This window comes from Bradyrhizobium sp. (assembly GCF_019244115.1).
Taxonomy (GTDB): Bacteria; Pseudomonadota; Alphaproteobacteria; order Rhizobiales; family Xanthobacteraceae; genus Bradyrhizobium.
On sequence record NZ_JAFATE010000110.1, the window covers coordinates 1 to 21,588 of the forward strand.

The following is a 21,588-nucleotide window of genomic DNA, read 5'->3' on the forward strand; positions in this document are numbered from 1 at the left end:
CGCCGGCTACAGCCAGCTCGACAAGCTGCGCACCACGTTTGGTGCCGACATCGACAATTTCTGCAACATCGATCCGGTGCCGGCGCAATTGCTCGATTCGGCAAAGCTCGCTCCCGGTCTCGGCGACCTCATCAAGACCATGGTCGAGCGCTACAAGCACAAGACCGGCGCAACCGACGTGCCGCCGCATTGTTCGATGGGTTTCAATCAGACCTGGGTGCTGCTCAACAACGTACTGCCCGTCGCCAAGGAAAAATATGGTGGCTTCGATCCTGAAGCCGTTCGCAAGGCGGCGCTCGACGTCGACATCCCGCCCGGCGGCACCATCCAGGGCTACGGGGTCAAGTTCTTCCCGCCGGGCACGCCGCTGTCAGGCCAGAACGAGCGCTCGACACCGGTCGTGATGCAAAATGCCGGCGAACATATTTCGGTGGTCTGGCCGACCAATATCCGCACCCAAGACCCAGTCTTCCCACTGCCAAAGTCCTCGATCTACGCGGCGTAGCGTATGGCGCGGCTTTCCAGATCGGCCAGAATGCGGACGCTCTTCACCTCTCCGCGCTTGCGGGGAGAGGTCGAAATTCACGCGGCACGCGGGAATTTCGGGTGAGGGGGACTTTCCGCGAGCTCAGGCCCCTGAGACTCCCCCTCACCCCAGCCCTCTCCCCGCAAGGGGGGAGCCGACCGTCGGCGCTGCGGCAGTGTCAACCTGACCTCACCAGGGTGTAGTCGCCGATGCTCGCCGTCGAAGGTCTATCAAAACGGTTCGGCGGCTTTCTGGCTGTCAACCAGGTGTCCTTCGAGGTACGTGCCGGCGAGATTCTCGGTCTGATCGGTCCGAACGGATCCGGCAAGAGCACGACGTTCAACCTGATCGCCGGCAATCTGCGCCCGTCCTCAGGTTCGATCCGTCTCGAAGGCGCCGAGATCGGCGGCCTGCCCGCTCACATGATCTGTCACCGCGGCATCGGGCGGACGTTCCAGATCCCACGGCCGTTCCGCAAGCTGTCGCTGGTCGAGAACGTCACGCTCTCGGCCTATTACGGCGAGGCCGGCCGGTTTTCGCGCGCAGAAGCCGAACATCGCGCCAGGGAGGTGCTCGAACTGGTCGGCCTGCCCTGCGATCCCCAGGCGACCACGCTCGGCCTTGGTGCGTCGGCGCTGAAAAAACTCGAACTCGCCCGCGCCCTTGCCACGAAGCCAAAGCTGCTACTCGCCGACGAAAGTCTCGGCGGGCTCGATCGCGCCGAGATGGAGCGCGCGGCCGATCTGCTCGGCGACATCCGCAAGCGCCTCGGCATCACCATCATCTGGGTCGAGCACATCATGGGTGTCCTGATGCGGGTCGTCGACCGCGTGATCGTGCTCGATCACGGCGAAAAGATTTTTGAGGGCGAGCCGGCGCATGCGGCTATCGATGCCCGCGTCACCGAGGTCTATCTCGGCAAGTCACACGGCGAGAGGGCACAACCGGTGTGACCAGCATGCTCGCGCTCTCCTCTGTCTCAGCTGCTTACGGATCGTTCCAGGCGCTGTTCAGTGTCTCGCTGGAGATTAAGCGCGGCGAGGCGGTCGGCGTCATCGGCCCGAACGGCGCCGGCAAGACCACGCTGATGCGGGTCATCTCCGGCCTGATCGCGGCACACGAGGGGACAATGACGCTCGAAGGCCGCGCCATCACGGGCCTGCCGGCGCATCAGGTGGTCGAACAGGGCATCGCGCATGTGCCGGAGAACCGGCGCCTGTTCCCTGCTTTGTCCGTTGAGGAGAACTTGCGGATCGGCGCCTTCATCCCATCAGCGCGCGCGCGCTTTTCCGAGCGGCTCGACTGGGTCTATCAGCTGTTCCCGCGGCTGAAGGAGCGCCGCGCCCAGCTTGCCGGCACCATGTCCGGCGGCGAGCAGCAGATGTGCGCGATCGCGCGGGCGCTGATGTCGAAACCAAAGGTGCTGTTGATGGACGAGCCGTCGGCCGGGCTGGCGCCGCTGGTCGTGGCCCAGGTGTTCGAGCTGGTGCGGAAAATCCGCGCCGAGGGCCTCACCGTGCTGATCGTCGAGCAGAACGTGCAGCAGGTGCTCGAGGTCGTTGATCGTGCCTATCTGCTCGAAGTCGGCGCCATCAGGCTTGCGGGAAGCGCAGCGGAGCTGAAGCAGAACAGCGTCATCCGCGAAGCCTATATGGGGCTTTAGCGATGGACATCTATCTCCTCGAAGCCATCATCAACGGGATCCTGCTCGGCGGCGTGCTGGCGCTGCTGGCGCTCGGGTTGAACCTGATTTTTGGCGTCGTCGACGTGGTCTGGATCTGCTACGCCGACATCGTGATGTGCGGCATGTATGCGATCTATTTTCTCTACGCCCAATATGGCGTTCCCCTGCCGCTCGCTTGCGCGATCGCAATATCAGGCCTTGCCGGGCTCGGCGTGCTCGTCCACGTCCTGATCATTGCGCCCGTGCTGCGCTCGCCGCCGCTCAATCAGCTCCTGGCGACGGGCGGGCTGCTATTCTTCCTGCAGAGCTTTGCAACGCTGCTGTTCGGGACCGATTTCCGCAACATCGGCGTGCGACTGCCGGTGCTGGAAGTTGCCACCATGTATCTGAGCTTTGCCCGCCTGATCGCCTTTGCGATCAGCCTGGTCGGCGCGGTTGCGCTCTATTTCTTCCTCAAGCGCACTTATCTGGGCACCGCGATCCGTGCCATCGCACAAGATCGCGAGATCGTCGGATTGATGGGCATCGACGACCGCCGCATTTATCTGGCGGTCTCCGCCATCGGCGGTGCGCTGGCGGGACTGGCGGCCTGCCTGCTCGCGCTGCAATACGACGTGCATCCGTTCATCGGCAACACGTTTGGTCCGGTCATCTTCATGATCTGCGTGCTCGGCGGGCTCGGCAACATGATCGGCGGCTTCATCGCCTCCTTCGTCATCAGCCAGATCATCGCGATCGGCGGCTACTACGGCAGCACCGAGCTCTCTTATGTCTTCGCCTTCACTTTCTTCATCGTGCTGATGCTGATCCGGCCGCGGGGACTGTTTGCGCCATGAGCGGCAGCCGCCTCGTCGCAGCCATCGTCCTGCTCGCGGTCCTGAGCGCAATCCCGGCTATCCTGCCGCCCTATTTCCTGCACCTCGTGATCCAGATCCTGATCTGGTCCTTCATCTACACCGCCTGGGCCCTGATGGGCCGGTTCGGCTTCGTCTCCTTCGGCCACGGCGCCTTCCTCGGCGTCGGCGCCTATGTGCCGGCGCTGCTCTGGAATTTTTACGGCCTGACGCCCTGGCTCGGGATTCCCTTGAGCATCATCGCAGCGGTGCTGCTCGCTGCCGTTGTCGGCTATCCCTGCTTCCGCCGCCGGGTGGTCGGACACTATTTTGCGCTGGTGACGCTGGCGCTCAGCCAGGTCGTGCTGCTTTCGCTGGTCGCGGCGCGCGACGTCACCGGCGGCTCGCTCGGATTTACGCAAAAGGCGGTCGGGCATTCCTGGTATGCCCTGCAGTTTCCGGAGAAGGGCTACTTCTACGCCATCGCAGTGCTGCTCTGGCTGGCCGGGCTTGCAATCTGGCGCTGGATCGATCGCGGGATCGGGCGCGAGGCGCTCGAGGCGATCTCGGAAGACGAGGACGCCGCAGCATCCATCGGCATCGACGTGATGCGGGCGAAGATGCGCGTCACCATCATCAGCGCAGGCCTGACCGCGCTCGGCGGCGCGATCTACGGGCAATATGTGATGTATCTCAATCCCGAGACGGTGGCGGGGATCGCGGTGTCGCTGCAGATCGTGTTCGCGGCGATCGCCGGCGGGGTCTATTCACTGCTCGGCCCAAGCGTCGGCGCCCTGCTGACGCTGTCGCTGACCGAGGGCCTTCGGGTGTGGTTCGGCACCAATTTCATCGGCGCCGCCAACACGATCTACGGCATCCTGCTCGTGCTCTGCATCATCTTCATGCCCCAGGGCATCGTCGGCGCCTTGCAGCGCGTGACGCTGCCGCGCCGCGCGCCGGCCAAGGCGAACGCGACCGAAACGCCTCAGAGCGTGACGCGTCGCCCCTCTTCGGCGGCCCAATAGCCGGCGTAGTTGACCTTGATCGTCTCGAAGGCGAGCGCCAGGTCGGACAGCGGCTGCCGCCCGGTCGCGACGCACTCCATAAAATCCTGGATTTCCTGCTGATAGCCACGCGTCCACTCCTCTTCGAGGCAGACATATTGCCAGCCGGTCTTCCGGTCGACCTTCTCGGTGATGTAGACGGAGGCGAGCTTCTCCTCGGAGGTCTGATAGCTCATCATGTGGGTGTTCGGCGTGATGTTGGCGAACAGCGAACCGCCCGAGGTATAGGTCTCGATCACGTTGCGCACGCCGCCCATGATCATGTCACCCGAAAACACCGCCGCCTTGGTGCCGTCGGAGAACGTGATGGTGAGCATCCCAAAATCCTCGACGTCGACCGGATTGGCCTTGATGTAGGCGCGTTCGTCGGGCCTCAGACATGCGGTGACATTGCCGACGTCGCAGGTCACGCTCGCAGCAACGATCGCCTCGCCCCGCGCGCGTGCCTCGACCTGCTTGAGATGGAGCACGGCCGAGAGCGGATGGCATCCCATCCGGATCAGCGAACCGCCGCCCGTCGTCGCCCACTTCGCCGCGTGCGCCGCGTGCGAACCGCTGTGGCTCTCCTCCGCCTTTATGAACAGGACCTTATCCTTCGTGGCCTTGAGGATCTCCGCGGTCTTTGTTACCGCCGGCGCATAGATCCAGTCTTCCGCGTACATGAAGAGTTTTCCGGTTTTCTCGATCGCCGCACGCGTCTCCTCCATCTCCTCGAGCACGCGCTGATACATCAGCGCCTTCGGCACGTGCCGGCCGATCGGCGCCGGATCGCCCTGGCGCCCAAAATAGCCCGCAAAAGGCTTTTCGCAGATCACATGCTTGCCGGCCTGCATGGCTGCAACGACCATCGACGCGTGCAGGTTGGGCGGCGTGCAGATGTCGACGACGTCGATCGCGCCATCGGCGATCAGGTCGGCAAAGCTCCGATACGTCGTGGAGATGCGATGCCTTTTCGCGAAGTCGACGACCTGGTTGCCGCGTGCTGCGACGGCGACCACCTCGGCATCGATGCCATAGACGCGCCGGTACGCATGCATGTGCAGCTCCGCAACGAAGCCGCACCCAACCAGACCGATCCTGATTTTCCTCAACGCAGATGCCTCCGATTAACGCTGGTCAGTACCCGATCATCGCCAATCGGAACCCCCTCTCTGGTAGATCCTCGTGCGATCGGTTTCAACTGGTGCAGCATCGGAAGCCTCATGCTCCGCACTTCAGCTTCCGGTCGGCTCGCCCCTCGCATGCCATGCGGCGAGCACGTCCCCCTCTTCCTCGGGAGTTAGACCAACGACCGGACCGTTGCTCGCCCGCAGCCAAGCGAGCGTGTCGCGCGCGGTTTCCGACGCTGGGCGCATGGTGAGGCCGGCATCGCGTGCCGGCGTCGTGTCGCGGGTCGCGAAGCCGGCATAATCCGGCAACGGGAGCCACAGCGGGAGCGACCGCGGGCCGGCCCAGCGCCGCACGTCGTGCTGCTCCAGGAACGTACGGTCGATCCAGGTGAACGTACAGGACGCGCCCAACGCCGCCGCGCATTCGGCCAGCAACGCGCCGCGCGTGAGTGGTGGCCCAATTCCGTCATAGATGCCTGTCAAGCCCGTCTCTGCGGCATGAACGATCCACTGCGCGAGGTCGCCTACATCGATGAACTGCACCGCATCTTCGGGCGCACCCGGCGCCAGCACGTCGCCTCCCCGCGCCAGCCGTGCCGGCCAATAGGTGAAGCGACCGGTCGGATCCTCGGGTCCGACAATGAGACCCGCCCGACAAATGAACGCATCTTCGCCCACCGCCTGCTCGCATGCGACCTTCGCGGTGCCATAGGTTTCGTCGCTGCTCTCCTCGACCTCCGGTGCGGTGGGTGGACGCAGCGGTGCCGTGTCCGCCCGCTGCCCGGGCGTGCGATTGTCCGCATAGACGCTGACCGTCGAGACGAAGGTCCAATGCACGCTCGGCCGCTTGAGTGCGGCGACGGCGCGCCGCACCTGGCCGGGATGTCGGGAGACGTCGACCACAGCGTCGAACTCTTCGCGCATCAGCGACTCAAAACCATTGGACGCATCGCGATCGATGCGAACAAAGCGCGCGCCCTGCGCAATCGGGCCCGCGAGCCCCCGCGCCGCGCACGTCACGTCGTGTCCCATGGCGCAGGCGTGGGTTGCAATCGCACGCCCAAGAAACTGACTGCCGCCGAGAATCAACAGACGCATGATACGGCCCTGCCGACTGATATGATTGCTTTCGATGCAACAAACCTAGCACCTCGTTCGGCGGGGAGCATCGTCCCAGCGCAGGAATCCTTGAAAAAGGGGTGGTTTTGGCGCTGCCCAGAGATACGCTTGCGGCGGGACACGGCTTGCCACAAACTCACATTATCCTAGGGAAGGTCGAGTCATGAGCGCCCGCAAGAGCCGCGTGTTGCACCGAAGCCTGCGCGAGACGCCGCCGCTCGCTCTCGGTGGCGAAGGAGTGTGGTTGATCGCCCACGACGGCCGGCGTGTAATCGACGCCTCCGGCGGCGCGGCGGTGTCATGCCTTGGCCATCAGCATCCGCGCGTGCTCGATGCGATCGCGCGACAGGCCTCAAAGCTCGCTTATGCCCACACCGCTTTCTTCACTTCCGAGCCCGCGGAAGAGCTCGCCGAGCTTCTGGTCGGCCACGAGCCCGGCGGCCTTGCCTATGTCTATTTCGTCAGCGGCGGCTCGGAGGCGATCGAAGCCTCGATCAAGCTGGCGCGGCAGTATTTTGTCGAGCGCGGCGAGCCGCGGCGGACGCATTTCATCGCGCGACGGCAGAGCTATCACGGCAACACGCTGGGAGCGCTGGCCGCCGGCGGCAATGCCTGGCGCCGCGAGCCCTATGCGCCACTGCTCGCATCGGCCTTCAGCCATGTGACGCCAGCATTCGCCTATCACGAGAAGCGCGAAGGCGAGAGCGAGTTCGATTTCGTCGCGCGGCTTGCCGCCGAGCTCGAGGCTGAGTTCGAGCGGCTCGGTCCCGAGACCGTGGCAGCCTTCATCGCCGAGCCGGTGGTCGGCGCGACGGCCGGCTGCGTGCCGGCGCCGGAGGGCTATTTCCGGATGGTGCGCGAGATCTGCGACCGTCACGGCGCGCTGCTCATCCTCGACGAGGTGATGTGCGGCATGGGCCGCACCGGAACCACGCATGCCTGGGAGCAGGAAACTGCCGCGCCGGACATCCAGGCAGTCGCCAAGGGGCTCGGCGGCGGCTATCAGCCGATCGGTGCGATGCTTGCCCGCGGCGAGATCATCGAGACGCTCCGAAAAGGTTCCGGCGCATTCCAGCACGGCCATACCTATCTCGGCCATCCCCTGGCCTGCGCCGCGGCGCTGGAAGTGCAGCGCGTGATCCGCGATGAAAACCTGCTGGACCGCGTCAAAGAGCTCGGAAAACATCTCGAGCGGCGGCTGACGGAGCGTTTTGGTAACCATCATCATGTCGGCGACATCAGGGGCCGCGGCCTGTTCCGGGCCATCGAGCTGGTGGCCGATCGCGGCACTCGCGAGCCGTTCAGTCCCGCGCAAAAGCTGCACCAGAAGATCAAGGCCGCCGCGTTCGAGGGCGGGCTCGCCTGCTATCCCTCCGGCGGCACGCTGGACGGCAAGAGCGGCGACCATGTGCTGCTGGCGCCTCCCTATATCGCCACGCCTGAAGACATCGACATGATCGTGGACCGGCTCGGTATAGCGGTCGACAGCGCATTGCGGAGCATCAATCATTAAAGACGCGTCCATTGTTGAGCAGAGCAAGATGAACACCAACTGATTATCGCGGCGGGCCTTCTTGCAACGATCCATGCGCCTTCGGTAGCGACGCACGTCGGGCGATCTCGGCTCGCGGCTCGGATTCGACGAAAAATGGCTGCTATCGGCGATCCAGGCCGGCGGCAATTACGGCGGGATTTTGAGCGCAACGCAGGCCAGGCGAGCCCGCTGAAACTCGCGCGTGGCTGAACGGGCTGTGGAGCTGGGCGGCCTGATGTATGCCGTTGCGCTCAAATAGCGGGGCTGCAACCAAGACCGAATCGCGGCGCTGGAGCCCGCCGCGCACCGTAACGGCACGCTCGTAATTCCACCGGGCGTGCAGTGGCACGATATTCGCTTCGCTGATGTGGACACGTCCTTCCGAAACGCGGAGCGAACATGGGCGAAATCGTACGCTTTGTCCCAAAATCAGAGCAGGAGCGGGCCCGCCTCATCCGCGAAGCCCGCGCGATCTATGAGCAGATTTTCCCGCCGGCCGATCAGGTGAGTGAGCCGCAGGTTCCGAAGAAATAGCGGCGCTTCACGCTCAAATCTATAGGGTGGGTTGAGCGCAAGCGATGCCTACCGCCCGGATGGCAACGGCCCATGATGGGTTCGCTCCGCGAACCCATCAAGCTCAAGCCGGATGGTGCGCTGCCGCTCAACCGGCCATATCTTTCCGGTTTTTCGCCCCTACACCGTCCAGTACTGCGCGTGCGGGCGCGAGCGGTCGCCCCAGTCGAAAGCGTCGCCGTCGAGCTCGCATGGACCGCTGCACAGGTCGTCCACCGTCAGCTCGGTCTTGTAGGCCCGGCGATGGGAGTCATAGCTGAGCGCGCTCCAAAGCACCGGATAATGGTGATGGCTGCCGAGCAGCCCGCCGGTCTTGATGACCGCATAGGCCACCGTTCCCGTCACCTTGTCGAGCATCAGCCGCTCGATTGTGCCGAGCTTTGCGCCGTCACGCCCGAATACGGCGGCATGCTCGACGCGATCACTGGGAACCAGGGTATGAGTCATGGCGTCCTCCCCGTTCGCTTGCTGCTTGGCGACACTATATCATGAATGCGACGGCAGGGTGGTTCGAGATCCCCCAGCCGCGATGGACCAACCAGTCGGCCGCTGGAATCCTGCCCTCATGGCTTCTACTACCTACGCGCTATTCCGCAACGCAATCCTCGCCAGCAACAGGTCACCCGCGTCTATGATGGCCGCACGCGCGCTGTGCCCGCACATCATCGACGGGAACAAAGCCGGCGAGGAGGTCGTGCTGGCCTGGCAGTTCGCCGGAGACAGTTCGGGTCCGCTGCCGCGGCCTCCTTTGAAAGGATTTTGGCAGAACCGCGAGGCGGGTTGAAGTTCCCGCCGCCTCGCAGCTTGATCAAGGTCGTCTCACCGGCGTCCGTCAGATGAATTTCGCAAGCTGGTCCGCCTTCCCTATTTCGGCACCACGCAATAGGCTCGGTATCTCCCGCCCCGCGACCCCTGATGCCCTATTCCCTCGTCATCTTCGACCTCGACGGCACGCTGGTCGACAGCTTTCCGTTCTTCATGCGCAACCTGAACGAGGTCGCCGACCGCTTTGGCTTCCGCAAGGTCGCCGCCGACGAGGTGGACGCGCTGCGTCATGGCTCGACATCGGAGATTTTGAGAAAGCTCGAAATCCCGCGCTGGAAGCTGCCGCGGGTCGCGCGCCACTTCCGGCAGTTGAAGGCCGAACAGGCGCAAGACATTCCGCTGTTTCCCGGCGTCGCCGAGATGCTGCAGGTGCTGTCCGACAACGGTCTGCGCCTGGCGCTGGTGTCCTCCGACAGCGAGGCCAATGCGCGCCGCAAGCTGGGGCCGGCGGCCGCGCTGTTTGCACATTACGACTGCACGGCCGCGCTGTTCGGAAAGCCCTCCCGCTTCCGCCGCGTGCTCAGGCGCGCGCGTGTCGATGCCGCGCAGGCGATTGCGATCGGCGACGAGACCCGCGACATCGAGGCGGCACGCGCCAACGCAATCGCCTGCGGCGCGGTCACCTGGGGCTACGCGGCGCCTGCGGCACTGCGCGCGCGAAAACCCGACCTGGTCTTCGCCGAGATTGCCGACATTCCCCGCGCGCTGCTCGCGGGCGCAGCCGGAGCCGGCGTTCACTCCGACAGCGCCGCCTCGACAAAGCCTTTGGGATCGGCGCAGAACTCGCGCATCGCCTTGAAGTGATCGGTGTCCTGCACCGTCACCGGCTCCAGCCCGTATTTACTGAGCCGCAGCAGCGTCGCATTGGGATAGGCCATCAGCACAGGCGAATGCGTGGCCATGACGACCTGGCAATGGCCGCTGTCGTCCATCCGCCGCATCAGCTTTAGGAATTCGATCTGGCGCGCCGGCGACAGCGCCGATTCCGGCTCGTCATACATGTAGATGCCCTGGCGCTGGCAGCGCTCCTCGAAGAAACGCAGAAAACCCTCGCCATGGGAATGCGAGAGGAAGTCGGGTGGGAGCGCTCGCCCTATCGGATCCTCCAGCGCCATCTGGTCCAGATAGCGCGCAACCGAGAAAAAGCTCTCGGCGCGGAAGAACCAGCCGCGGGCGATTTTTGGCAGCCAGCTTGCGCGCAGCGCTTTCGAAAGCTCCCCGCCCATTTTCTCGCGCGCCGAGGAATGGTCGACGGTCACGTAGCCCTTGCCGCCCCCGGCTTCGTCGTAGCCTGCAAGCGCGGCGATGCCCTCCAGCAGCGTCGATTTGCCGGCGCCGTTCTCGCCGACGATGATGGTGATGGCGCGCTCGAAGCGGAGTTCGAAATCGTCGCCCAGGAATGGCAGGCAAAAGGGATACATGGTGCGGTCCGTGATGCGCGAAGGCTCGAGCCACAGCCGCCTGAGATAGGGCGCGGGCAGGTTGATGGCGCGTTTCTTCCGCGAGCTCACATGGCCCCCATCGGTGCAAGGTGCGAAGATATTTGTGGCACAGCGCACGGAACGCAACAAGAACATTCGCGCGGAGATTAGGGGCGTTGTTTAGGTCAGCACCTCCAGCACCAGCTCCATGGTCATCAGCACGGGATTGTCGCCGCGGACCAGCCGCCCCTTGGCGAGACCGCCGGTGTAATCCACCAGCGCGACGTCGAGCTCGGCTGCGAGTGCGCCATCGGCGGTGGACGCGACGTGGCCGGAGGTCACCGTCAATTCCGTCGCAAACGGCTCGACGATGCGTCCATCAATGAAGCGCGCGCCGATGGTCGAGCCCACGCCGCCGCGAATTCTTGCCTGTGCAATGCCGCGCTCCCGGCAAAAACCTTCCAGTGCGCCGGCAAAATCCTGGTTGGGTTTCAGGCGCAGCGCAAATGCTGGCGTCTCTGCGCGGGCGCCGCTCAGAGGCGCGGCCACGGGACCGAACAGCTTGAAATTGGTCTCGCCGTCGGGCTCGGCTGCGAAGACGGCGCCGTCGATGCCAAACGCTTCCACACCGAAGGGTTCGGCAACAAGTGTCTCCTCCGGCAGGATGTGACCGCCGCCGGCGCGGCCACCCTGCTCCATCCACAGTCCATGGCAGTGGAAGAACGGAGCCTGATCGCGCACACCCAGTGTCATCGTCGCAGTGTTGAGACGCGTGACGCCCTCGGGACGAAAAGTTTGGCTGTAGAACGCCGCGTTCGCAGCGGTTTTCGACAGCGCCGGCATCACATATGCGAATGGTCCGAGCGCGCCGCCGGCGATGTTCAGCACGCCGCCGGAAAAGCCTTCCGCGGCAAAACCGCCCCGGGCCGCCTCGAGCAGCGGTTGGCCGGCTTCGAGGGTGAAGGAAAAGCCGCGGCCGCGTGCGGCCACCCACTGGATGCGCTCGGCCGCGGGCGGCCCGGGCTGCTTGATACTGCGCATCGCTCAAGTGCCCGCCGGCTTGGAGACGTCGAGCAGGCAGCGCGCCTCCAGTTCGTCGCGCACCATGCGTTTCGGGATCTTGCCGTAGCCGGATTTTGGCAGCGCCTCCCAGAAGAAGAAACGTTTCGGCAGTTTGTAGCGCGGCACCTTTGGCGCAAGGAACGCGGCCATCTCGGCTTCGGTCACTGATGCGGCGCCATCGCGCGCCACGCACACGGCAACCCCGATCTCGCCCCACATCGGATCGGGGACGCCGAGTACGGCGACCTCGCCGATCGACGGATGGGTCAGGATCTTCTCTTCGATCTCGCGCGGGTAGATGTTGGAGCCGCCGGAAATGTACATGTCCGAGGCGCGGCCGGTGATGTAGACAAAGCCTTCTTCGTCCATGTGGCCGAGATCGCCGGTGCGGAACCAGCCGTCGCGAAACGCCTTCGCATTGGCTTCGGGGTTGTCGTAATAGCCGGCGAACACCGCAGGCCCGACCACGCAGATCTCGCCGGTCTCGAACGGCTTTACTTCGCGGCCCTGATCGTCCTGGATCTGCACCTGCATGGCGGTGCGCTCATAGCCGCAGCTACCGATGCGCGCGCGCGGTCCATCCTCCTCCTCATGCAGCGCGGCCGGCAGCACGGTGATGTTGCCGGTGACCTCGCCGAGCCCGAAATATTGCACGATCACCCTGCCGAGCTTTTTGAGCGCCGCCTTCTGATCCTCGCGATACATCGGCGCCCCGGCATAGATGACATGGCGCAGTGAGGAATGATCGAACTGGTCGGCCGCGGGATGCTCGACCATCATCTTCAAGATGGTCGGCACGGTGAAGAGATTGCTGATGCGTCGCGACTCGATCAGGCGGAACGCCTCGGGAATGTCGAACTTCTCGCTCGGCAACAGCACCGTCGTCGCGCCCCGCGCCGTCTGCATCAATTGATGCACACCGGCGCCATGCGACAGCGGCGCGACCACCAGTGAGGCATCCTGCTCGGTGGTGCCGGGCGTCAGGTCGGCGAGATGGTTGGTGATCACAAAACCCATTTGGCCATGGGTCAGCACGGCGGCCTTGGAGCGGCCCGTGGTGCCCGAGGTGAAGAAGAACCAGCAGGGGTCGTCGTGCTCGACCGCGGCGTTCTCGACCCTTGCGCCGGCGTGCCCCGTAATCGCCTGCCGCACCGTCGTCTCGCCGAACCCACCCTCGTCGCCGATGCGCCAGGTGAAGGCAAGCGAGCGCCCTTTCACCACCGCGGCATGCTCGGGGAAAGCGCCATGGCAGAGGAACGCCTTTGCGCCGGAAGCGGTGGCGAGATAGGTGACCTCGTCGGGCATCAGGCGGAAATTGGTTGGCACCCACACCGCGCCAAGCCGGAATGCCGCAAACATCGACCAGAACATCTCCTCGCCATTCTTGGAATGAACGAGGATGCGATCGCCCTTTTCGATGCCGCGCGCGGAAAGCGCTGCCGCCAGCGCGGAGACCTCGGCATCGATCTCGCGCCAGGTCCAGGATTTCTCGCCCCAGACAAAGCCCGGGCGATCGCCGTGGCGGCGCGCGTTCTGGGTCAGCATGTAGGCCAGGTTCATGACCCGGCGCGACATGCGCAGCGGCGTCGTGGAGGCGGCCTCGCCGCTCATTTGCGTCCCATCCAGATGCCCGCGGCGATCAGCACCACACCGAGCACACCGGAGGCAACGCCGTGCTTGACATGAACGCGCGTCGCGCCGGCCTCATAACCCGGAAGAAAGCCCGGCAGCTGGTCGGCAGGAACCAGAAAATAGACGGCGGCAATCACGAGCAGGATGACGCCGAGCACGGTCAGCACGAGCTTCATGAGGTTTCCTCTTTCGAAGGGGACGCGGTTGCAGGCCTATATCTGCGCCCTGTTTATCGCCATCCGCCGATATCCCGCAAGGGCGCCGCTTGCGTGCATGCCGTGCGCAAGCGAGGCGTCTTGGTGTCCATATCGATCATGGTGGTTCGATCGGCGTCACGATAGATTCGCCGCGAAGAGCATCACCTCGTGCTGAAGAACTGGAATTTTCGGGAGGGACTCGATGAGCGACGTGGTCGACAACAAGGCGCAGCACCGTTTCGAACTCGCCGTCGAAGGCGGCATTGCCTTTGCCAATTATCGCCTGACACCGCAGGCGGTCATCATCACCCACACCGAGACGCCGCGCCCATTGCGCGGCCGCGGCATCGCGTCCGAGCTCGTCAAGGGAGCGCTGGAGTTGATCCGTGCCAACGGACATAAGGTGATCGCGGGATGCGGTTTTGTGGCCGACTTTCTCCGCAAGCATCCGCAATACGCGGATCTCATTATCTGAACGACCGCGCTTCATCATGAACGACCGCGGAGGCCCTCCCGCGCTGCACCGTAGGACTACGGGATCGGCTCCGCGGCAAATATTCATTAACCCGTTCGAGAGAGGGAAGGAGCTTCGACCGCCGCATACAACCGTGGCGGGAACGGGTGGAGGAGATCGGCCATGCTGCTAGGGATTCTGTTTGGGGCGATCAGGCGCTATTTTCGCTATCAGGAGCTTGCCAAGTGCATCGGCCAGGTCGACGATCGCATGCTGTTCGACATCGGCTGCAGCCGTAGCGAGCTCTATGCCGAGGCCTGGGTTCGCGCAGAGCCGCGCGCTGACGACTAAGGCTTGACGCGTGCGAAAGGCCCGCGTCATCACGCGGCCTTTGCACGGTCGTGCGACGGCCGGGGCTAATGCTTGATCTCCGGCGGCAGCTTGCCGCCGTTGGCCGCGAGCTTGCCCATCACCTGCTTGTGCAACCAGACGTTCATGCTCGCGGAATCATTGGTGTCACCGGAATAGCCGAGCTCCTTGGCCAGCTCCTTGCGCGCCGCGAGGCTAGAATCGATATCGAGCGCCTTCATCAGATCGACGATCGAGGTGCGCCACTCGAGCTTCTCCTTCTTGGCCGCGACCGCCTTGTCCAGGATCGCCGCCACATCGACGCTCTGGGGCGGAGCGACCGGAGCGGCGGACGGCGCGGCGGTCGAGGCCGGCCCGGAAGCTGACGGCGTCGTGCCGCCGCTGCCACCGCTCGCAGGCGCAGCATCAGCATGGCTGCCAAAGATTGCGCCCATAATCTTCCCAACTATGCTCATCGAATGCTCCCCAATGGAGCCCGGAGGCTCACGTAAAGTGTTAACGTCGTGTCTGCCGTCTTTGTTCCCGATTGCAGGTTCCAGGCCGGCTGCGCCAGGGACCCGGCCGCCCGCCGGCGATCCTGGCCACCGGCCGCGGAAGCCAGCGGCCGGCGCCCGGCTTGCCAACGAATACAACCCATCGGTCAAGCTTAGCCGCGGCAAAATGACGGCGGAATGACTTCACCCCGCTTGCGCCGCGGCACGTTTTTTCACCGAGGCGTGAGGGACGCGGCGTCGCTTTCAGCGTATGCTGAAATAATCAGTTCGCGACATGGCCTTGCCGGTTCTCGCGTCTGGCCTGATCGTGAGCGTTTTCAAGCTGCGCCCGCTGGCGCCGGTGTCGGTGCGGGCTGGGTGCGACGCAAGGGAGCCAACGACCATGGCCACGTCCTACCAAGGCAATGTCTCTCCACAGGTCCAACCGACCCAGGATGCCGCGGCTGGCTATTCCATACGAGCCATCAGCCTCTCCGACCTGCGCGACGCCCTGCGGCTTGGCTGGGACGATTTTATGGCGATCCCGAGCCATGCCATCATCCTCTGTGTGATCTATCCGGTGCTCGGTCTGGTGCTCGCGCGCGCGGTATTCGGCTATGCGGTGATTCCGCTGCTGTTCCCGCTCGCCGCAGGCTTTGCCCTGGTCGGCCCGTTCGCAGCACTCGGCCTCTACGAACTGAGCAGCCGGCGCGAGCGCGGCGAGGAAGCCTCCGCATGGGATGCCTTCGAGGTGCTTCGCTCACCCTCCTTCGGTGCCATGCTCGGTCTCGGCACATTGCTGCTCGCCCTGTTCGTGACCTGGGTCGCAACGGCACAGGCCATCTACATCGCCCTGTTCGGCTATGGCGGAGCGACCGGCTTCCAGGAGTTCATGCAGCGCGTTTTCACCACGCCCGAAGGCTGGTGGCTGACGGTGGTCGGCTGCGGCGTTGGCTTTCTCTTCGCACTGGCCGCTCTCTGCATCAGCGTAGTGTCGTTCCCCCTGATGCTCGACCGTCATGCCGGCGCGCTGGAGGCCATGGTAACGTCGCTACGCGTCGTCGGACGAAATCCCGTGCCGATCGCGGCCTGGGGCCTGATCGTCGCGGCCTTGCTGGTCGCTGGATCCCTGCCGTTCTTCCTTGGGCTTGCCATCGTTATTCCGTTGCTAGGTCACGCCACCTGGCATCTCTACCGCAAGGTCATCGCGATTGATCCGAATGCGCGCCCGATCCCGCCCCGTCCGCCGCGCGCGCGAAAGCCCGCGGCCGACTTCCCCGCCAACCTGTTTCCGTGGCGGCGCAAGGACGACGGTTAGCAACAGCTGCACGGTTCGCATGCGATGAGGAACCGCCGGTCGAGCCTTTGACCGGCGGTTCCCGTTTTGGTTCATCTTGCATACATTTGATCCAGTTTCCTGGTCGTGCAAACATCTCTGGATTGCTTCGCGGAGCCTGTCATGCGGCCGCGCTTCGCGCGGACAGGTTGGCTCGCAATGACGACTCGCGGTGACGCTCAGGCTTTTTCCAATCCGCACCACTCCGCGATGAACAGCGCGGTTGCCTTGGTGGCCTGCCGCAGGGAGGCCAGGTCGACATATTCGTTGAAACCGTGCAGCGCTTCGCCGCTCGCGCCAAAGCACAGGCTCGGAATATTGTAATTGAGCCCGTAGAAGCGGGTGTCGGTGAGCGCCGTGAACACGAGGTCCTGCACCGCGCCGCCATAGACGGCACTATAGGCCGTGCCGAACGCCGCTTCGGCGTCAGCGGCATTGGCGAGTTCATAGCCCTCCGAAAGGAAACCCGACCATTCGACCTCGGGCGGATTGTTGGATAGGAAGCGATGATCGCGCGCCGCGTGCGCGACGCAGGCCAAGATTTCCTTCTGGCAGTCGGCGACCGACCAGCCCGGCAGGATCGCAATCCGGCAATCGACATCGCACCAGGCCGGCACGCTCGAGGCCCAGTCACCGCCCTTGATGATTCCCGGATTGAAGTTGATCGGATGGACCAGCGTCTTGAAATGATGGTCGCTCGCAGCGCGCGCGTTCCACTCGGCCTCGAGCTTCTGCAGCGCTTCGATCAGATGATAGGCCGCCATGATCGCGTTCGAACCTGAGGTGGCATGCGCGACATGGACAGGATGGCCGCGCACCTTCAGGCGAAACCAGATCACTCCGACCTGCGCGCGCACCATCCTGCCGCCGGTCGGCTCCGGAATGAAACAGGCGTCCGCGCGGTAGCCCCGCTGCAGTGTCGACAGCGCACCGACACCGGTGCTTTCCTCCTCGATGACGGACTGAAAGTGGATCCGCGCGGTCGGCATGAAGCCCGCGGCCTTGATCGCCTCCAGCGCGTAGAGCGCGCCGATGGTGCCTGACTTCATGTCGAGGGCGCCGCGTCCATACATCCGGCCGTCGCGGACGACCGGCGAGAATGGCGGTGTGTCCCATAGTTCCAGCGGCCCGGCCGGCACGACGTCGCAGTGTCCCTGCAGGATCAGCGACCGTCCGGCGCTGCGCGAAGGCCTGTAGGTTCCGACCACGCTACGCGCCCTGGAAAAATCATGCGTGATCGGTCCAAAGCCGCGCAGGTCCTTCAGGTCGTCGATGTCGATGTGCCAGTCATCGACCTCGTAGCCGCGTGCGTGCAGGAGATCACCGATCATGTCCTGGCATGGCGCCTCGGCGCCACGGGTCGAGGGAATTGCGACGAAAGCACGCGTAGTCGCAAGCTGCGCATCGAAGCCGGCATCGACGGCTTCGATGATTCGTTTCTGATTGTCGCTCGGGGTCATGTGCGGTCCTTTCGTTCCGATCAAACCACACCTGGGCTGGCTTTTGCAGGCGCGCCTTTCAGAATCGACGCTGCATCCCTACTCTCCCGATGCAAGCAGATGGGCTCAGGATGTCGGTTTTACGCATCTGGTTTGGTTTCGCACTGGTGATCACGCTGACCGCGCCATCTTTGGCGCAATATGTCGGGCGGGAGCAGGACATCACGGGCCTGCGGCTCGGCCAGCGCGTGCTGGTCGATGACGGCACCTGCCCAGCCGGCGAGGTCAAGGAAGTTTCGGGAGCGAAAATGACGCCGACCGGCATCATGCCCGCGCGAAAATGCATTCCGCGCCTGGGTCCGAAGAAGAAATAGAGTCCGGGTCTGCTGATTTCAGACGCTCCGGCAATGGACCTGGCGGCGTGGAGCGGCGCCGTGTAGCGCGCCTATTTTGCTGGATCGAACATGCACTGCAGGGTCGGCTTGGCGATCTTGGTAAAGGTCGGACCGATCTCGGATTGCTTGGCCGGTGGCAGCCAAGCGGTCTCGATCGTGGGAACGCCGGTCTCGCTGATGCCGCGGAGCAGCGCTTCACGCAGGTCGCGGTCCTCGACGATGGCGACGGCATGGTCGAGCAGGCAACCGCACACTTCTTCGGGATGTGCCCAGCGCCCGAGCATGTGCGGCGCGCATTGCCGCACGAAATCGGCGCGCGGGTCGGGGAGGCGAAGCGGCGGCCTTGCCTGCGCCAGCGCGGCCTGTGTCGTGAGGAGTGAGGTGGCAAAAGCTACGGCGCAAAAACGAAACATCATGTCCTGACCGAACTAGCGCGCCGCCACGATCACCGACGGCGCAGCCGGTGCGATCGGAGTTCCATTATAGGAGAAAGCGCCGACGCCCGGTAGAGTCCCCTGGACTGTACCGGCCATCGTCGATCCCGCCAGCAAAAGGCCGGCGGCAACAATCAGGCTGAGCGGCCGCATTTCCATCAGTCTCCCGTCGAGGTCTCCCGGATCGGCTTTTGCCGCATGGTTAACGGGGTGATAACGACGCACCGTTTCCAGAGTTCTGCGCCACGGTCGCAAAATGGTTTCGTCGCGCCGGCGAATGTTTCGTCGGCCTCGCCTGGACGAAACAAAGCGAGGGGAAACGCCAATCTACCCAGTTACTTAAGAAAATTGTCGAGCAATGAGGTTGAATTTCGATCGGATCGGCGCGAGCCCGATGGCGCGAGCGGGGTTCCTGCCATCACGGTGGCGCGACAGGCCGAACTCTTCCGCGCCGACTTATTGGCGCCATTCGCGCCCTCTAGGCTGTGGACGCTGGATTTCGACGAGGACTGGCAGAGATGGTCAATGGCGACATCACTGTTCACGACAGGCTGACGCACGGCGATGCGCTCGACGCGCGCGAGAGCGCACCACACCAGCCGCAAAGCCGCCGTGCGCGCCGCATGTGTCCGGCGATGGCGCAGCAGCGCACCGATGTCGGCAACGAAGCCGCACCTCAGAAATTCATCCGGCTGACCGGGTGCCGAGATCCAAGACGGGCGGGATCGGCCGCCACGCTTTCGCCGACATTGGCGTCACGGGGCTGAACGCGTTCCAAAAAGCGCTGCAAGCCGGCCTCACTGAATGTAGTCGCCGCATTTCTGCACGCTGGCGTCGGACGGTCCCCATGGCATGATCGGCACCGACGAGGTCGAGTTCTTGGGCGAGCCTTCGATCAGCTTGTCGGAGTAGACCATGTAGACGAGCACGTTGCGCTTGGCGTCGCAGCCGCGGACGATCTGCATCTTCTTGAAGAACAGCGAGCGACGTTGGCGAAACATGTCGTCGGCCTGCCCCATCTTGCCCTTGAACTTGATCGGGCCAATCTGGCGACATGCCAGTGAAATGTCCGAGACCTGCTCGGCAAGCCCGAGCCAGCCGGTATACCCGCCCTTCTCCGGCACGGTGAAATGACATGCCACGCCCTCGACCTCAGGGTCGTCGACGCCATAGGTCGCGAGCTTGTCATTCGGGCTGAGCAGCTTGAACACCGTCGAGCGGCGAAAAATCAGGTCGGGTTCATCCGCCGCATGGGCCTGCACGGTCGGCCAGGACAGCCATGCAAAAAGCACGAGCGCAAGGCCTCCGAATCGCATGTGACGCCGGCCGATGGTCTTCGTTGTCATGAATGTCTCCGTGGGCACTGACGCCCATGTAGGCGCGAAAACCGCGGGCCGAAAGTCTTGCGCCTGCCCCGGCCATGGGCCGTTTAACGCAATGTGAGGCTTTTTTGCTACGCTTGGCGCAAAATCACTGGTCGGAGAGCGCCCGCCCTATTGAGGACGCAACTCGATTGCGAGACTGACCTTTGGTTTTGAGGATTTGGAATGACCCGCTTTTCCATCACGAATGGACGATATAGCTGCCTTGCCGCCTTGAGCGCTGCCGTCCTGGCTGGTGCAACCTCGCGCGCACAAGCGGCGCTCTATTATTGGACGGAGGGCGAACCCGCGCACTATTGGCCTGCGCCGAGATATCCGCATCCGCACAAGCCGCCGCATCAGCACACCCAGAAGGGCGACAAGCCTGCGAGAGAAGCGACCAAGCCGCAGGGGCCGCTGATCGTCGCGATCTCGATCAATGAGCAGAAGCTGAAGCTCTACGACGCCAACGGCTTCTTTGCCGAATCGCCGGTATCCACGGGCATGCAGGGTCATCCGACCCCGATGGGCGTCTTCAGCGTCATCCAGAAGCAGAAATATCACCGCTCCAACATCTACAGCGACGCGCCGATGCCCTACATGCAGCGGATCACCTGGTCCGGGGTGGCCATGCATGCCGGCGTACTGCCCGGCTATCCGGCCTCTCATGGCTGCATTCGCATGCCGATGGCCTTTGCGGTGAAAATGTGGAATTGGACCCGGATGGGGGCGCGAGTCGTCGTGACTCCCGGTGAGATCACACCGGCCCGGTTCTCGCATCCGCTTCTTCCGGCCTTCAAGATTGCGCCGCAACCCGCGCTTCCAGCAGAGGCGGAGACGAACGACCCGGCCGGCGCGAAAGCTGACAGGGGGGCTCCCGCGGCCAAGGCCGCGCCCGCCGAGGCCAGCCCCGAATTGCGCGCGACAATCGGTCATCAGGATGACGCCCAATCGGTAACCAACGCCCTTCCAGCGACGCTGCGGACCGAAACGCATACGGCGGATGCCAGTGGCGAGACACCCGCGACCAAGATCATGTCGGACGCCTCCCCGGTCGCCACCAGCGCCGAAGGTGACGAAAATGCGGCCAAGACCGGCCATCAATCGGACCCGGCATCGTCCAGCAGAGTCGCGGAGACGCCTGCCAAACCAGACGACAATGGCTTTGCCGCAGCGCAGCCCATCCCGGGTAAATCCGCGGACAAGCCGACGCCGGCCGCAACCGGCGCGGACAAAGCAAACGACGCCAAGAAGGACCAGTCCCGTCTGATCGAGCCAAAACGCGACGCGCCGAAACGCGGTCAGATCGCCGTCTTCATCAGCCGCAAGGATTCCAAGCTCTACGTGCGACAGAACTTCGAACCGCTGTTCGATGCTCCCGTGACGATCGCGTCGAGCGACCGTCCCCTGGGGACGCATGTCTTCACGGCCGAGATCGACAAGACCGATCCCAATGCGCTGCACTGGTCGGTGGTGTCCTTGCCCGGCCGCAGCGCCAAACGCGTGGACGACGAGGAGCGCCAGTTGCACCGGCACAAGGGCGCAACATCCGATGCACGATCGGTTGCTATGGCCGACAATCCAGCCGAGGCGCTCGACCGGATCAGCATTCCCGCCGACACTATGGCGCGGATCGCGGATGCGCTCACCAATGGCGGCTCGATCATCGTCTCCGACCAGGGCATCAACCAGGGCGAGACCGGCGAAGGCACCGACTTCATCGTGTCGCTGCGCTAGCTTCACAGCCA

Annotated in this window: 26 protein-coding genes and 1 pseudogene; 15 read left to right on the plus strand and 12 right to left on the minus strand. The window is 64.1% G+C overall.

Going from position 1 to position 21,588, the window contains the following annotated elements; translation table 11 throughout:
• From JOZ76_RS05110 to JOZ76_RS05130, 5 genes and pseudogenes are all read left to right on the plus strand, one after another.
• Positions 1-505: pseudogene (locus JOZ76_RS05110) on the plus strand (ABC transporter substrate-binding protein); the annotation flags it as partial.
• A 230-nt stretch (positions 506-735) separates the two neighbouring features.
• On the plus strand, positions 736-1,479 hold the full coding sequence (locus tag JOZ76_RS05115) for an ABC transporter ATP-binding protein (RefSeq protein ID WP_291697542.1): 744 nt from the start codon (positions 736-738) through the stop codon (positions 1,477-1,479).
• Positions 1,480-1,484: 5 nt separating this feature from the next.
• Positions 1,485-2,189: an ABC transporter ATP-binding protein gene (locus JOZ76_RS05120; protein ID WP_291697598.1), complete on the plus strand. Its 705-nt coding sequence runs from the start codon at positions 1,485-1,487 to the stop codon at positions 2,187-2,189.
• 2 nt (positions 2,190-2,191) lie between these two features.
• Positions 2,192-3,046 carry a branched-chain amino acid ABC transporter permease gene (locus JOZ76_RS05125; RefSeq protein WP_291697543.1) on the plus strand — a complete coding sequence of 285 codons (855 nt, stop codon included), beginning with the start codon at positions 2,192-2,194 and terminating at the stop codon, positions 3,044-3,046.
• Positions 3,043-4,068 (plus strand): branched-chain amino acid ABC transporter permease, encoded by a 1,026-nt coding sequence (locus JOZ76_RS05130; protein ID WP_291697544.1) that lies wholly within the window; start codon positions 3,043-3,045, stop codon positions 4,066-4,068. Before JOZ76_RS05125 ends, JOZ76_RS05130 begins: the two co-directional genes overlap by 4 nt.
• Here the strand turns inward: JOZ76_RS05130 and JOZ76_RS05135 are convergent.
• Positions 4,029-5,198, minus strand: a complete 1,170-nt coding sequence (locus JOZ76_RS05135; RefSeq protein ID WP_291697545.1) for a Gfo/Idh/MocA family protein — start codon at positions 5,196-5,198, stop codon at positions 4,029-4,031. The genes JOZ76_RS05130 and JOZ76_RS05135 overlap by 40 nt on opposite strands.
• A gap of 123 nt (positions 5,199-5,321) precedes the next feature.
• Entirely contained in the window at positions 5,322-6,314 is a 993-nt protein-coding gene (locus JOZ76_RS05140; RefSeq protein ID WP_291697546.1) for an NAD-dependent epimerase/dehydratase family protein, read from the minus strand.
• Positions 6,315-6,498: 184 nt separating this feature from the next.
• Here JOZ76_RS05140 and JOZ76_RS05145 point away from each other — a divergent pair, with 184 nt between their 5' ends.
• On the plus strand, positions 6,499-7,848 hold the full coding sequence (locus JOZ76_RS05145; protein ID WP_291697547.1) for an aspartate aminotransferase family protein: 1,350 nt from the start codon (positions 6,499-6,501) through the stop codon (positions 7,846-7,848).
• A 420-nt stretch (positions 7,849-8,268) separates the two neighbouring features.
• On the plus strand, positions 8,269-8,403 hold the full coding sequence (locus JOZ76_RS05150; RefSeq protein WP_291697548.1) for a hypothetical protein: 135 nt from the start codon (positions 8,269-8,271) through the stop codon (positions 8,401-8,403).
• 159 nt (positions 8,404-8,562) lie between these two features.
• Here JOZ76_RS05150 and JOZ76_RS05155 read toward each other — a convergent pair whose 3' ends face one another.
• Positions 8,563-8,889, minus strand: a complete 327-nt coding sequence (locus tag JOZ76_RS05155) for a PRC-barrel domain-containing protein (protein ID WP_291697549.1) — start codon at positions 8,887-8,889, stop codon at positions 8,563-8,565.
• Between the two features lie 82 nt (positions 8,890-8,971).
• Between JOZ76_RS05155 and JOZ76_RS05160 the strand changes: the two genes are divergently transcribed.
• Positions 8,972-9,226 carry a hypothetical protein gene (locus JOZ76_RS05160; RefSeq protein ID WP_291697550.1) on the plus strand — a complete coding sequence of 85 codons (255 nt, stop codon included), beginning with the start codon at positions 8,972-8,974 and terminating at the stop codon, positions 9,224-9,226.
• A 131-nt stretch (positions 9,227-9,357) separates the two neighbouring features.
• Positions 9,358-10,071 (plus strand): HAD-IA family hydrolase, encoded by a 714-nt coding sequence (locus JOZ76_RS05165; RefSeq protein WP_291697551.1) that lies wholly within the window; start codon positions 9,358-9,360, stop codon positions 10,069-10,071.
• Here JOZ76_RS05165 and JOZ76_RS05170 read toward each other — a convergent pair.
• The 4 genes from JOZ76_RS05170 to JOZ76_RS05185 all read right to left on the minus strand — a co-directional run bounded on the left by JOZ76_RS05170 (position 10,002) and on the right by JOZ76_RS05185 (position 13,558).
• The gene (locus tag JOZ76_RS05170; RefSeq protein ID WP_291697552.1) at positions 10,002-10,778 is read right to left on the minus strand and encodes an AAA family ATPase; all 777 of its coding nucleotides are present in this window, start codon (positions 10,776-10,778) and stop codon (positions 10,002-10,004) included. The two genes, JOZ76_RS05165 and JOZ76_RS05170, sit on opposite strands and share 70 nt — an antisense overlap.
• Before the next feature lie 90 nt (positions 10,779-10,868).
• Complete coding sequence (locus JOZ76_RS05175) at positions 10,869-11,729, minus strand: PCC domain-containing protein (protein ID WP_291697553.1); 861 nt, start codon at positions 11,727-11,729, stop codon at positions 10,869-10,871.
• Positions 11,730-11,732: 3 nt separating this feature from the next.
• Positions 11,733-13,361 (minus strand): acyl-CoA synthetase, encoded by a 1,629-nt coding sequence (locus JOZ76_RS05180; protein ID WP_291697554.1) that lies wholly within the window; start codon positions 13,359-13,361, stop codon positions 11,733-11,735.
• A complete protein-coding gene (locus tag JOZ76_RS05185; RefSeq protein WP_291697555.1) occupies positions 13,358-13,558 on the minus strand; it encodes a hypothetical protein in 201 nt (66 codons plus the stop codon). The genes JOZ76_RS05180 and JOZ76_RS05185 overlap by 4 nt, the downstream gene beginning before the upstream one ends.
• A 223-nt stretch (positions 13,559-13,781) precedes the next feature.
• On the opposite strand from JOZ76_RS05185, the gene JOZ76_RS05190 reads away from it, so the two are divergent.
• On the plus strand, positions 13,782-14,054 hold the full coding sequence (locus JOZ76_RS05190; RefSeq protein ID WP_291697556.1) for a GNAT family N-acetyltransferase: 273 nt from the start codon (positions 13,782-13,784) through the stop codon (positions 14,052-14,054).
• A gap of 162 nt (positions 14,055-14,216) precedes the next feature.
• Entirely contained in the window at positions 14,217-14,384 is a 168-nt protein-coding gene (locus JOZ76_RS05195) for a hypothetical protein (protein WP_291697557.1), read from the plus strand.
• Between the two features lie 65 nt (positions 14,385-14,449).
• Here the strand turns inward: JOZ76_RS05195 and JOZ76_RS05200 are convergent, their stop codons facing one another.
• A complete protein-coding gene (locus tag JOZ76_RS05200) occupies positions 14,450-14,857 on the minus strand; it encodes a DUF3597 domain-containing protein (protein WP_291697558.1) in 408 nt (135 codons plus the stop codon).
• Between the two features lie 421 nt (positions 14,858-15,278).
• Between JOZ76_RS05200 and JOZ76_RS05205 the strand changes: the two genes are divergently transcribed.
• Positions 15,279-16,193, plus strand: coding sequence for a DUF2189 domain-containing protein (locus tag JOZ76_RS05205; RefSeq protein ID WP_291697559.1), 915 nt, complete (start codon positions 15,279-15,281; stop codon positions 16,191-16,193).
• Positions 16,194-16,390: 197 nt separating this feature from the next.
• Here the strand turns inward: JOZ76_RS05205 and JOZ76_RS05210 are convergent, their stop codons facing one another.
• Positions 16,391-17,671, minus strand: coding sequence for an ArgE/DapE family deacylase (locus JOZ76_RS05210; RefSeq protein ID WP_291697560.1), 1,281 nt, complete (start codon positions 17,669-17,671; stop codon positions 16,391-16,393).
• A gap of 110 nt (positions 17,672-17,781) precedes the next feature.
• Here JOZ76_RS05210 and JOZ76_RS05215 point away from each other — a divergent pair, with 110 nt between their 5' ends.
• Complete coding sequence (locus tag JOZ76_RS05215; protein ID WP_291697561.1) at positions 17,782-18,024, plus strand: DUF6719 family protein; 243 nt, start codon at positions 17,782-17,784, stop codon at positions 18,022-18,024.
• Between the two features lie 71 nt (positions 18,025-18,095).
• Here JOZ76_RS05215 and JOZ76_RS05220 read toward each other — a convergent pair whose 3' ends face one another.
• Together JOZ76_RS05220 and JOZ76_RS05225 are read right to left on the minus strand one after the other, a co-directional pair.
• Positions 18,096-18,461, minus strand: coding sequence for a hypothetical protein (locus JOZ76_RS05220; protein ID WP_291697562.1), 366 nt, complete (start codon positions 18,459-18,461; stop codon positions 18,096-18,098).
• Between the two features lie 12 nt (positions 18,462-18,473).
• Complete coding sequence (locus JOZ76_RS05225) at positions 18,474-18,632, minus strand: hypothetical protein (RefSeq protein ID WP_291697563.1); 159 nt, start codon at positions 18,630-18,632, stop codon at positions 18,474-18,476.
• 365 nt (positions 18,633-18,997) lie between these two features.
• On the opposite strand from JOZ76_RS05225, the gene JOZ76_RS05230 reads away from it, so the two are divergent.
• Positions 18,998-19,246, plus strand: a complete 249-nt coding sequence (locus tag JOZ76_RS05230; RefSeq protein WP_291697564.1) for a hypothetical protein — start codon at positions 18,998-19,000, stop codon at positions 19,244-19,246.
• 30 nt (positions 19,247-19,276) lie between these two features.
• On the opposite strand, the gene JOZ76_RS05235 is transcribed toward JOZ76_RS05230, so the two are convergent.
• Positions 19,277-19,795, minus strand: a complete 519-nt coding sequence (locus JOZ76_RS05235) for a CreA family protein (RefSeq protein ID WP_441299979.1) — start codon at positions 19,793-19,795, stop codon at positions 19,277-19,279.
• Between the two features lie 231 nt (positions 19,796-20,026).
• Here JOZ76_RS05235 and JOZ76_RS05240 point away from each other — a divergent pair, with 231 nt between their 5' ends.
• Entirely contained in the window at positions 20,027-21,577 is a 1,551-nt protein-coding gene (locus JOZ76_RS05240) for a L,D-transpeptidase (protein WP_291697566.1), read from the plus strand.
• Positions 21,578-21,588 lie beyond the last annotated feature (11 nt).